11 protein-coding genes are annotated in these 10,834 nt (G+C 63.1%); 2 read left to right on the top strand and 9 right to left on the bottom strand.

The genetic code is table 11. The features are described 5' to 3' along the window. From Q0X62_RS11550 to Q0X62_RS11525, 6 genes are all read right to left on the bottom strand, one after another. Positions 1-331 (bottom strand): FAD-dependent oxidoreductase (locus Q0X62_RS11550; RefSeq protein ID WP_297735758.1); only part of this gene is annotated, 331 nt, incomplete at its 3' end. A gap of 5 nt (positions 332-336) precedes the next feature. Continuing rightward, a complete protein-coding gene (gene nadA, locus Q0X62_RS11545) occupies positions 337-1,476 on the bottom strand; it encodes a quinolinate synthase NadA (protein ID WP_366946140.1) in 1,140 nt (379 codons plus the stop codon). A 118-nt stretch (positions 1,477-1,594) separates the two neighbouring features. Beyond that, positions 1,595-1,846 carry a hypothetical protein gene (locus tag Q0X62_RS11540; RefSeq protein ID WP_297735752.1) on the bottom strand — a complete coding sequence of 84 codons (252 nt, stop codon included), beginning with the start codon at positions 1,844-1,846 and terminating at the stop codon, positions 1,595-1,597. A gap of 122 nt (positions 1,847-1,968) precedes the next feature. Beyond that, positions 1,969-2,652 carry an RluA family pseudouridine synthase gene (locus tag Q0X62_RS11535; RefSeq protein ID WP_297735749.1) on the bottom strand — a complete coding sequence of 228 codons (684 nt, stop codon included), beginning with the start codon at positions 2,650-2,652 and terminating at the stop codon, positions 1,969-1,971. A 5-nt stretch (positions 2,653-2,657) separates the two neighbouring features. Beyond that, positions 2,658-3,629, bottom strand: a complete 972-nt coding sequence (locus Q0X62_RS11530; protein WP_297735747.1) for an NAD regulator — start codon at positions 3,627-3,629, stop codon at positions 2,658-2,660. Further along, positions 3,629-4,246, bottom strand: a complete 618-nt coding sequence (locus Q0X62_RS11525; RefSeq protein ID WP_297735745.1) for an HD family hydrolase — start codon at positions 4,244-4,246, stop codon at positions 3,629-3,631. The genes Q0X62_RS11530 and Q0X62_RS11525 overlap by 1 nt, the downstream gene beginning before the upstream one ends. Positions 4,247-4,434: 188 nt before the next feature. Here Q0X62_RS11525 and Q0X62_RS11520 point away from each other — a divergent pair, with 188 nt between their 5' ends. Next, positions 4,435-4,809, top strand: coding sequence for a hypothetical protein (locus tag Q0X62_RS11520; protein ID WP_297735742.1), 375 nt, complete (start codon positions 4,435-4,437; stop codon positions 4,807-4,809). Between the two features lie 227 nt (positions 4,810-5,036). Here Q0X62_RS11520 and Q0X62_RS11515 read toward each other — a convergent pair whose 3' ends face one another. Both Q0X62_RS11515 and Q0X62_RS11510 read right to left on the bottom strand, forming a co-directional pair. Beyond that, on the bottom strand, positions 5,037-5,981 hold the full coding sequence (locus Q0X62_RS11515; RefSeq protein WP_297735739.1) for a hypothetical protein: 945 nt from the start codon (positions 5,979-5,981) through the stop codon (positions 5,037-5,039). Then, positions 5,978-7,096: a beta-ketoacyl-ACP synthase III gene (locus Q0X62_RS11510; protein ID WP_297735737.1), complete on the bottom strand. Its 1,119-nt coding sequence runs from the start codon at positions 7,094-7,096 to the stop codon at positions 5,978-5,980. The genes Q0X62_RS11515 and Q0X62_RS11510 overlap by 4 nt, the downstream gene beginning before the upstream one ends. Before the next feature lie 241 nt (positions 7,097-7,337). On the opposite strand from Q0X62_RS11510, the gene Q0X62_RS11505 reads away from it, so the two are divergent. Then, complete coding sequence (locus Q0X62_RS11505) at positions 7,338-8,546, top strand: ammonium transporter (RefSeq protein WP_297735734.1); 1,209 nt, start codon at positions 7,338-7,340, stop codon at positions 8,544-8,546. A 311-nt stretch (positions 8,547-8,857) separates the two neighbouring features. On the opposite strand, the gene Q0X62_RS11500 is transcribed toward Q0X62_RS11505, so the two are convergent. After that, positions 8,858-10,822: an MBL fold metallo-hydrolase gene (locus Q0X62_RS11500; protein ID WP_297735731.1), complete on the bottom strand. Its 1,965-nt coding sequence runs from the start codon at positions 10,820-10,822 to the stop codon at positions 8,858-8,860. Positions 10,823-10,834 lie beyond the last annotated feature (12 nt).

Here is a 10,834-nt window from a genome sequence, read left to right as displayed (position 1 = left end):
CTTCGCGGGACAGGGCCCAGGCCTCGCCGTCACGCTCGAACGGCGCACCCAGCGCGGCCAGCGCCGCGACTTCCGCCGCAGCCCCCTCGGCCAAGGCCAGCGCGGCATCACGATCCACCAAGCCAGCGCCTGCCGCCACCGTGTCCTGCGCATGCAGTTCAGCGCTATCATCCGCTGCCAGAGCCGCCGACACCCCGCCCTGCGCCCAGCCCGACGCGGCACCCTCACCCAGCGGCGCACCGGTGAGCAGGACCACCTTGCGCGGGGCGAGCTTCAGCGCCGCCCAGAGCCCGGCAATCCCGGCGCCGCAGATGAGGGTGGGGCGGGTCATGATCCTTAGATCACAACCAGATCCACACGCTTTTCCGGCTTTGTCGGATCAAAGCTGGCGGGCTTTTCCGGCTTGGGCAGGTCGAGCATGGCCTGGACCGAACGGCGTGCGCCTTCGATGACGGCGTCGGGGACGGTCACTTCATGCTGTTCCAGACGCAGGCAGTCATAGATGTTTTCCAGCGTGATCCGCTTCATGTGCGGGCAGAGATTGCACGGGCGGATGAACTCGACCTCGGGCACGTCGGCGGCGACATTGTCGCTCATCGAGCACTCGGTGAGGAGGACGGCCTTTTTCGCACCGCTATCCTTGGCCCAGTCCGCCATGGCGGCGGTCGAGCCGGCGAAATCGGCGGCCTGGACCACGTCCAGCGGGCTTTCCGGATGGGTGATGATGACCACGCCCGGATGCGCATCGCGCAGGTCCTGGATGTCTTCGCGCGTGAATTGCTCATGCACTTCGCAGGCGCCGGCCCAGGTCAGGATTTTGATATCGGTCTGGGCGGCGACATTCTTGGCCAGATACTGGTCGGGCAGGAGGATGACGGTGTCACTGCCCAGGCTCTCGACCACTTGTACGGCATTCGAGCTGGTGCAGCAGATATCGCACTCGGCTTTCACATCCGCCGAGGTGTTGACATAGGTCACCACCGGCACGCCGGGATAGGCGGCCTTGATGCGGCGCACATCCTCGCCCGTGATCGAGCTCGCCAGCGAACAGCCGGCGCGCGTGTCGGGGATGAGGACGGTCTTTTCCGGCGCGAGGACCTTGGCGGTCTCGGCCATGAAGTGGACGCCGGCCTGGACGATGATGTCGGCTTCGCTTTCCGCCGCCATGCGGGCGAGGGCGAGGCTGTCGCCCATCAGGTCGCCGACGCAGTGGAAAATGTCCGCCGTCATGTAATTGTGCGCCAGAATGACCGCGTTCTTTTCCTTTTTCAGCTGGTTGATGGCGTGGATGAGCGGCGCCTTGGCGGGCCACTCCATCGGCGTCACGACATGGCTGACCTTGGCGTAGAGATGGTCCGTGGCGGCTTTGACCTCGTCGGTATAGGCGAGTTCGGGCCGATCCTGATCAAAGCCCGCAAGCGTGCCGTCCATATTCATCCGGTCCATTTTTCCCTCACTTTTGCTCAATTCGAGCATATCCGGGGTCTGAAAAGAGGCGATGGCGGGAGGACCATCACCGTGAACGCGATCTTATGCTCGAAATGAGCTTAACCGTGGTGCAGATATATGCTCAAGCTGAGCATTGCGCAAGGGGTCAGAGGAGAGCGGCGACCGTTGTTGCCGAAGCTGCGCTATAGCCGAGGCCTCCCAGCGCGATCGCCGGAATGACGAGGCGCCAATCGATGCGGCGCTGCCGTGTGCTGAAAACAATCATCGTCAGGACAATGCAGGCACTGGCGCCCACCCATCCAAACAGCTCGAACTTGATGGCCAGGAGCGCCAGGCAAACCGACACGCAAAGCAGGAGGGCTTGTACAAAATCTTTTATACTCAAACGCTCAGACACGTTGTCCCCCAACAACGAAACCAGTTTCAGATCGCAATGATCGTTTAAACACGTGTGACGCGCAACAAAAATTAATTCAACAGTCGCCAATGGAGAGGACCAATCGGCCCCAATACAGTGCACTAGAAGGGCGGTTCGCTCTCGAAGAACACAGGTATGCCGCCATCGGGATGGCGAAAGCCAAGGCGTTCAGCATGCAGGCAGAGCCGATTGCTGGCCGCGAGGGCGTCGGCATGGGCGTAGAGATTATCCCCGAGGATCGGATGCCCGATATGGGCCATATGGACGCGCAGCTGGTGCGATCGCCCGGTTTCCGGGGTCAGCCGAACGCGGGTCTGGCCGTTTGATCGCTCCAGCGCCTGCCAGCGGGTCTGCGCCGCGCGGCCGCGTTCATGGCAGATCATCTGCTTGGGGCGATTGGGCCAGTCGGTGATGAGGGGCTGGTCGATCTCGCCGGCGTCCTCGACCAGCTCGCCCCAGACCCGCGCGATATAGGATTTCGTGGTCTGGCGCTTCTCGAACTGCTTGCCGATATGCGCCTGGGCGTGGGCGGTCAGGGCCAGCACGATGACGCCGGATGTGTCCATGTCGAGCCGGTGGATGATGCGCGCCGTCGGGAATTCGGCTCGGGCGCGGGACTCCAGGCAATCCGCACGCTCCGGCCGGTTGCCGGGCACGGTCAGCAGGCCGGAGGGTTTGTCCAGCACGAGCAGGTGCGCGTCCTGATGGAGGACGGACAGCGGGCCGGCCGGCGGCGGGGCGTACTCAAAGGGGCGGGGCGGGGCGGCGCCGTCAGTGTCCGACACCAGCTTCAGCCCTCTTTCAGACGCGGCGTCGACAGGCCAAGTGAGGGCAGTCCGGCGAGGGCTTCGCGGCGATAGCGGAAGAGCTCGGCGGGGCGGCCTCCCGTGCGGCTTTCCACCTTGCCGGTCCCCTCCACAAAGCCGGACCGGTCCAGGGCGCGGCGGAAATTCTGCTTGTGCAGGCGATAGCCGACCACGGCCTCGACCACTTGTTGCAGGGCGGACAGGGTAAAGACGTCCTCCATCAGCTCGAAGATCACCGGCCGATACTTGATCTTGCCGCGCAAGCGGGAGATCGCGGTGGCCAGAATGCGGCGGTGGTCCGAGGCCATGGCCTGACCCAGGCCCGGCGCGACCAGGCCGCTTTCGCGCTGCCCGTCGCGAGCCGCTTCATCGACCAGGCCGGCCTCGTACAGAAGCTCATAGCGATCCAGCGCCCGGCCCTCTTGCCAACCGCCGGGATTGAGGCCGAAGCATTGCTTGATGCGATCATGGCGGGAGGCGCGGCGGCCGGGCCCGCCGGCCTCGTCAGCCCAGGCCGAGAGGCGTGGCAGCACCTGGCGGTCAATGATTTCCGGTCGACCCTCGCGCCAGTCCTCCCAGGGGAAGAAACGGTACCAGGCACGCCATTGGCCGCCGCCCTCGGGCGGATCTGAAATGTCCGGCGTCAGGGCCAGATAACCGATCGAGATGATGCGATCATCCTCCGAGCCCGTCATAGCCGCGACCGGGGCTTCACGCCCGCGATCGCCGAATGTGTAGAGCTGTTCGACATAGCCCAGCTGGAAGCGGGCCTGTTCATCGACCCAGCGCCGCAGCCCGATTTCCAGTGTGCGGTGTTCGGTCGGATCGAACGGGCCAAAGGGCAGGGCTTCGCCGCCGCCCGGTTGGGGCACGATGAGCACTTGCGGCGTATCGCCATCGACCGCCAGGATAACCGCGTTGAGGCCGACGGAAAGGGACTGGCCGGCCTTGTCCATCAGCGGCCTTCGAACGCGGTGAGGACCTCGTCGAAGACGTCGAGGAAGAGTTGCTGGGCGGTCTTCACGGGCAGGGGCTTGATGGCGATCTCCAGTCCGGCCGGGGGACGCCCGAAGAATTTCACGGATTCGGCATGGCTGAAACCGGCGATCTGGGTGGCTTCGAAATAAGCGCAGATGACATCGGCCCGCTTGATCTTGCGCTTGACCTCGGCCGGCAGTTTCGGCGGCAGGCCGAACCGCAGCTGGATCGCGGCTTCCAGGCGATCCTCGAATTCCCGGTAATTGACTCCCAGCGCCGCCTTGAAGGGGCTGATCATGTCGCCGATCACATATTCCGACGCGTCGTGCAGCAGCGCCGCCAGGCGCCATTTCTGCTCGATCTCCGGATAGAGAAAGTCGAGGATTTCCAGCACCACAACCGAGTGCTCGGCGACCGAAAAGGCGTGATCGCCCCTGGTCTGGCCATTCCAGCGCGCCACCCGCGCCAGGCCATGGGCGATATCCTCGATCTCGACATCAAAGGGTGACGGGTCGAGCAGGTCGAGCCGCCGCCCGGAAATCATTCTTTGCCAGGCGCGGGGCGCTTCCTTGGTCTTCTTGGCGGCAGCGGGCATGGCGTCACATCTCGTCAGCTTCGGGCGGGCAGGGGAGATAGCAGAGAACCGTGCCCGCGACCAATCCCGCAAGCCCATTTGTTCACAGACGTGTGGTCCCGATGTGTGCGGCCATGCCGCAGGCCGGCGCATTGACGTGGCGCACCGGAAGGCGCGAAATGTCCGCAAGAAATTTAGGGAGAAAAGACATGTCTCTGACGCGTGTGATCCTGCGGCTCGGCCGCAATCCCGATGCCGGCTTCCCCGAGGGCGATGACGCGCATGGCTATGTGGTCGTGGCGCCGCTGGACCGGGACGGCAAGCTCGATCTCGATCTCTGGCGTGCCAACAAGTCCGCCTGCAAGGTCGACCGTTTCTCGCCGGATCCAGCCGAAAAGGCCGATGGCTGGCTCTCCCATCGCGGCAGTCACTGGTTCTTCCGCTATGACGAGGCGGATGAGGGGCCGGACGAGCCGGTTTACCGGCTCGGCGATCACACGATGCGCGTCGGCGATTATTTGACCATCCATGAAGCCGATGGCGACGATCTGACGTATCGTGTGACCGAGGCGGTCGCGGTTTAGGAGGGGTTCGCGGAGAACGGGACAAGCGCCATTTTGGGTGTGCTTGTCCCTTCGGACTATTTCGAATGCCGTCATCTTCGAATGCCGTCATCGCGATGGCAATCGGGACCCAGTCTGCGACGCGAAGTCTTTGCCAGGATCGGCTGGATCGCGCGTGCGAGTCTGGGTCCTGACTTTCGTCAGGATGACGGCATGGGTGGGGTGTGTGCCGGAAAGAGCCGCGCGGCCTATTCCTCCGCCACGATCGCCAGGGTGGTGAGGTCCGGGCTCAATGCCAGCCGTGTCACGCCGCTCAGCCAGTCGATCGCGCCGATCCGCTCCCAGCCGCCATAGGCGCGCCAGTAAAGCTGGCCCTCATGTGTCGTGAGGAAGGTGATGCGGTCGTCCGGCATCACGGCCACCGCGAAGTCCTGGCTGGTGCCGGGCAGGGCGAACATTTCGCGCAGCTCTCCGGTCTGCGTATTGAGCGCGTGAACCGTGTGGACACCGGCCTCGTCCGCCAGCGTCACATAGAGCGCCGGGCCGCGCCCCGCTCTGAAGAAGCTGCGACCGGGATTGTCGGCGATGTGGGTGACGGTTTCCGGTGTGGTGGTGCGGTCGATCAGCTGCAGCGTCATCGGCTCGCCGAGATGGAAGACGGCGACCTTGCTCATGTCGCCGGAGAAACCGTAATAGCCCACCGGAGCCAGCGTCTCCGCCGGCTCGCGTTCGGTATTGTCCGGATTGGCCAGATAGGCATTTCCCGCATAACCGCCAGGTGGCTGGTAGATATAGCTGAGGCGACCATCCGGTGCGATGCGCGGGGAATATTCGCTTTCGTCCGGCGTCTCGGTGATCGGGCTGGTTTCGCCGCTGGCGAGGTCGAGGCGCCAGATATCCGTCTCGCCATTGTCATCGCCGGCCGTGTAGAGCAGGCCGCCATCGGTCGTGAAGAAGGGCTGATTGTCATAGCCGGGACGCGTGACGCCTCCGGATGAAGCCCCCAGAACCGGTGCGCCCGAGGTCCAGTCAAGGGCGAAGAGATGGATATCCGTTCCCGGCAGGCCCGCTTCTTCTTCCGCCGCGGCTTCGGTCTCGTTCGTTGCCGGCGCATCGGGCTCGATCGCATCGATGGGGGCCGGATTGCAGGCGACGAGGGCCGCGATCGGGATCAGGGAGAGCCAGGTTTTCATGCGCGTTTCCTCACGGCAGCGGCGCCGACACCATAGCCAGCGCCGAAGGCGCACATCACGCCCGTTTCCCCGACGGCCATGTCGTCGGAATGCATGTCGAAATTCATCACCACCGAGGACGAGGACGTATTGCCGTACTCATGCAGTATGGAGGGCGCATTCTCGTCGGTGCGGTCGCGTTCGAGAATGCGTTTGGCGATCATGTCGACCATGCGGATATTGGCCTGGTGCAGCCAGGTCCGACGCACGTCCTCCGGTGCCAGATCGATCCGCTCCATCATCCGGCGGGCAACTCTCGGGGCAAAGCCGACCACGTCCTTGAAGACCTTGTGGCCGTCCTGGTCGAGATGCGGCGCAAAGTCCGGATCAACCGATTGTTCGGCGATATTGATGAAGCCGTAATCGGAGCGCAGGGCCGAGGACCACTTGTTCTCGGTATGCGTGCCCAGCACGTCCCAGCCGCCGGGGCGGCCGTCATCCGCCTCGACGATCATCGCCGCCGAGGCGTCGCCGAAGATGAAATGAACTTCGCGGCGGGAATGCACATTGATGCAGGTCATCAATTCGGGTGAGCAGATCAGGATGCGCTTGGCCTGACCGGACCGGATCAGCCCATTGGCCAGGTTCAGCCCGTAAAGCGCGGCCGCGCAGGCCATGGTCATGTCGAAGGCGAAACCGCTGGCGCCAATGGCCTCTTGAATTTCACATGACACGCCCGGGAAATTGCGCTGCTGGGCGGAGGAGGCGACGATGACACCGTCAATATCGCTGCCGTCATAACCGGCCCTGTCGAGCGCGACCTGCACGGATTTGAGCGCGAATTCGGCCTGCACCGAGATGTCCTCGATCGGACGCGGCGGGATGCGCGGCACCATGGAGTCGATATCAAGAATGCCGGACTTCTCGTAAACATGCCGCCGCTCGATGCCCGAGGCGTTGACGATGAACTCACTTGAGGACAAGGGCACCGCCTCGGTTGCGCCCGCGGCGATGGCGTCGGCGTGCTCGGAATTGAAGCGGGCCGCATAGGCATTGTAGCTGGCGACGAGTTCGTCATTGGTGATGACGTTGGACGGGACCCAGTATCCCGTTGATCGGATGAGGCTGTTTTGCACGGTCCCGGACTCTGTGATTGTCCCTGATCGATCCACCGTAAACCATGAGCGCTACCGATCAATCCGCCCTGTCATTGCAAGGATGATGCGCTGACGCCTCTAAAACGGGCAGGCGTGCACAAATTCGAGGCGCGCTGCGGTCAATCTCGAAAAATTCTCGCGAGACCGTCGACTCGCCGTGATTCCGCGGCCTAGCTCGTCAGCGATCGCAAAACACCAAGGCCCGTTCACGGAGAGCCCCATGGATAGTGGTAACAACGCCTGGATCCTGACTTCGACCGCCCTCGTCCTGCTGATGACACTGCCGGGGCTGGCGCTTTTCTATGGGGGCATGGTCCGGCGAAAGAATGTGCTGTCGACCCTGATGCAAAGCCTGGGTGCCGCGGCGGTGGTGACGGTCTTGTGGGCGCTGATTGCCTATTCCCTCGCCTTCTCGGATGGCGGTGCGGTCAATGCCTTTGTCGGCGGCCTCGGGCGCCTCGGCCTGTCCGGCATCATGCCCGATACAATGTCCGGTGACCTGCCGGAAAATCTCTTCCTGATGTTCCAGCTCACCTTTGCCATCATCACCGTGGCGATTATCGCCGGTGCGGCGGTCGAGCGGATCAAATTCTCGGCCTTCATGGTGTTCGGTGCGGCCTGGCTCATCCTGGTCTATGCGCCCATCTGCCACTGGGTGTGGGGTGGCGGCTTCCTCGGCGAGGCGGGCGTGCTCGACTTTGCCGGTGGCGCCGTCGTGCACATCAATGCCGGTGTGGCCGGCCTGGTGCTCGCCAAATTCCTTGGTCCGCGCAAGGGCTATCCGGGCTCCAACATGGCGCCGGATAATCTGGTCCTGACCGTGACCGGGGCCGGCTTGCTCTGGGTCGGTTGGTTCGGCTTCAATGGCGGCTCTGCTCTGGCCGCTGACGGCGCCGCGGCCCATGCCTTCGTGACCACACAGCTGGCCGCCGCCAGCGCGGTGCTCGCCTGGATCGGCCTGGAATGGATCCTGCGCGGCAAGGCGAGTGTCCTCGGGGCGGCGTCCGGCGCCATTGCCGGCCTGGTCGCGATCACGCCCGCGGCCGGCTTCGTGCCGGCCTGGTCCGCCTTCATCATCGGCGCTGGCGGTGCCTTCGGGGCCTATTGGGGTGTCACGGCGCTGAAGAAAGTTCTCAAGATAGACGACACGCTCGATGCATTCGGCCTGCATGGTGTGGGCGGACTGGTCGGGGCGATCCTGACCGGTGTCTTCGCCAGTGAAGCCATTGGCGGGGCCAGCGGCGCGATCGAAGGCAATCTCCTGCAGGTCTGGACGCAGACCTGGGGTGCTCTGGTGGCCGCGATTTACTGCGGCGTGGTCACAACTGTCATACTCTTCGTGCAATCAAGGGTCATGAGCTTGCGCGTCGACGAGGAGGGGGAGATCTCCGGCCTCGATACGACGCTGCACGGCGAATCCGTCGGCTAGCCGCCGACACGACATTTCGTCCTGGCCTGTCCTCCCCGGCTTGTGACGTATACTGGGCCCGGCCCGTCATCCCCGCGTTGTGGGGGTGGCGGGCCGGGCTCTTTTTTGAATGAAGTTTCAAATTTGTATGGGGCGTATTCGCCTATTTTTCTGGCTAGGAGGCGGCCAAAATGACCACGAAACTGCCCCAGACGATGAAATCTAGAATTCGCGATGCAAATTCGAATAATGTTGCGCGCCGCATAGTGGCCCTCCCTCTTGTTAGAGATGAGGATGGCGGGGCGTGGTGACAAAATCTGTCGCGGCCGTGATCACGGGCCTGATCGGGAATCTTCAGGCATGGGGGGATGCTCCCGTTCGGCCAGTTGGGTGTAGATCGTAAAGCGGAACGGGTCGAAGAATTGAACCAGACCGCGAAGGCGGTCGGCCGCAGTCTGTCTTAATGCGGCAAGGCGGGGATTGTTGGGGAAGCGGTCTTCAGCCGCTACTGCTGTTTCCAGAGCCAGCTCAAGATCGCCGTTTTCCAGCATGGCTTCGATGGCCCGAGCGGTCTGGCTGGCAGATAATCCAAAATAGAGCTCAAGTGCCCTGCCGCGATCCGTGCGGGTGATCGTATCAAGACCGCGCGGTTCCAGACCCGAGGAATCCTCGCGCCAAATCCCGGTGTAGTCGTCTCCCAGGCGTCGAATGATGTGGTCGCGTGCGGCCAAGTAGCCCAGGAATGCGTCCGGGTGGTCCAGAAGGCTCGGCGGTGTGAGGTTCATCCGGATGATCTCTTCCGCAGCATGCCCGGTCTCGAATAGCGGGCCAGCCGATTCTACCAGCCAAGCATGGGCATCGCGGTAGGCGGCGAGCGTATTTCGATCGCCATACAAGACCGTGATCCCGTAATGCCCATGCAGGAGCCGGCTGGGATTGAGGGCCAGTGTGGCGTCCATCATCGAGATCGCTTCGCGTACAAAGCCTTCGTCGACGGTCGGTTCGCCATAAAACGGCATAAGCGTGTCGCCACCAAATACAGTGCCACTGTCTTCATGCCGTACCAGGAGCGCGTCTTCCGTTTCTCCGCCGGTCACCGGGACAAGGCGGAATCGCGAGCCGCCGAGCTCGATTTCAGTGATGTCGGAAACAGGATGGTCAGGCGAGTAGTCCGAGATCCAGGCATGTTCATAGTGTTCGCTGCGGAGCTGTTCATACGGATGGGTGCGTTGGGCGCGCTGGAGCGTCCCGGCATAGTTCTCGCGACCGTAGAATTCTACTTCCGGCCGGTTGGCCCGAACCCACGTGTAACCACCGATATGATCCCAGTGAGCGTGTGTTACCAGGACGGCCCGAAGCGGCGGCAGGTCTGGCACGGTCTGTTCGAGATGCGCGAGGGCCGACTCAAAACTGAACGGCTGGGTTCCGGCATCAATCGCGATGAGCTGGCTTCGGTCGGTCGAGATTACAAAATGGATATCGGAAAACCCGTGACCGCGTACGGCATATATCTCGTCGGGCGCGATCGTTTCGACCCAAGGCGTTGGCGACATGCGCAGGCCAAGCTCAGCACTCGTGGCGAACCAGCCGGAATAGAGTGTATCGGGTGCGTCTGCGCCATAGCCGGAGAGGGCGTGGAAACGACTGGCCTCGGCCCGGTCGCCTCGCCGGTCCGCCAGTTGGCCAAGATGGCGGTAGGCTTCACGGTAGAACCCGGGCAGGGGCTCGGTTTCAGGCCTCTCCGCTAGCCAGGTGAGATGGTGGGTTGCTTCGTCACGCTTCCCGAAGAATCCGGGAACCTGGGCGTAGATGACGCCGGCGGCCCAGTGAACAAGCGGGTTTTGTCCGTCGGCCAGGTCGTCAGCCTCTTCCAGCAATTCGAAGGTCTGGCTCACCCAGCCAAGTCGGCTGAACAGGTTGACCTCTACGGCATAGTCCGCGCGGATCAGCGCGTAAGCGGCGAGGTGGGTGGAAAGGGCCCGGTCGGACAAGGTGGCGCGCCTGGATTGCAGAACGTGCTCAAAGAAAGCCATGCCGACCTGATGTTGGGATGTCAGGATGTAGGCGTTTGCCAGCAGGAATGGCAGACGATCATCCTCGATCGCGCGATGGGAGAATATGGTCTCGAAGAACGCGATGTCGGAATGGAAAGGTCGATCGGCGAACCGGTCGAGTGTGGCGGAAAACTCGGTCGCTGGTCGCAGCGTTGTCTGGCCGGCTGCCGGGGTGTTGGGCGAGCCGAGGCTCAGAATGAAGGATAGCAGCGCCATCGCTTTAGGGCTTGTGTGATTGAACATGGGGGCTCCTGG

Origin of the sequence: uncultured Maricaulis sp., from assembly GCF_947259345.1 — a bacterium.
Lineage (GTDB): Bacteria > Pseudomonadota > Alphaproteobacteria > Caulobacterales > Maricaulaceae > Maricaulis.
This window is presented reverse-complemented; position numbering and strand designations above follow the sequence as displayed.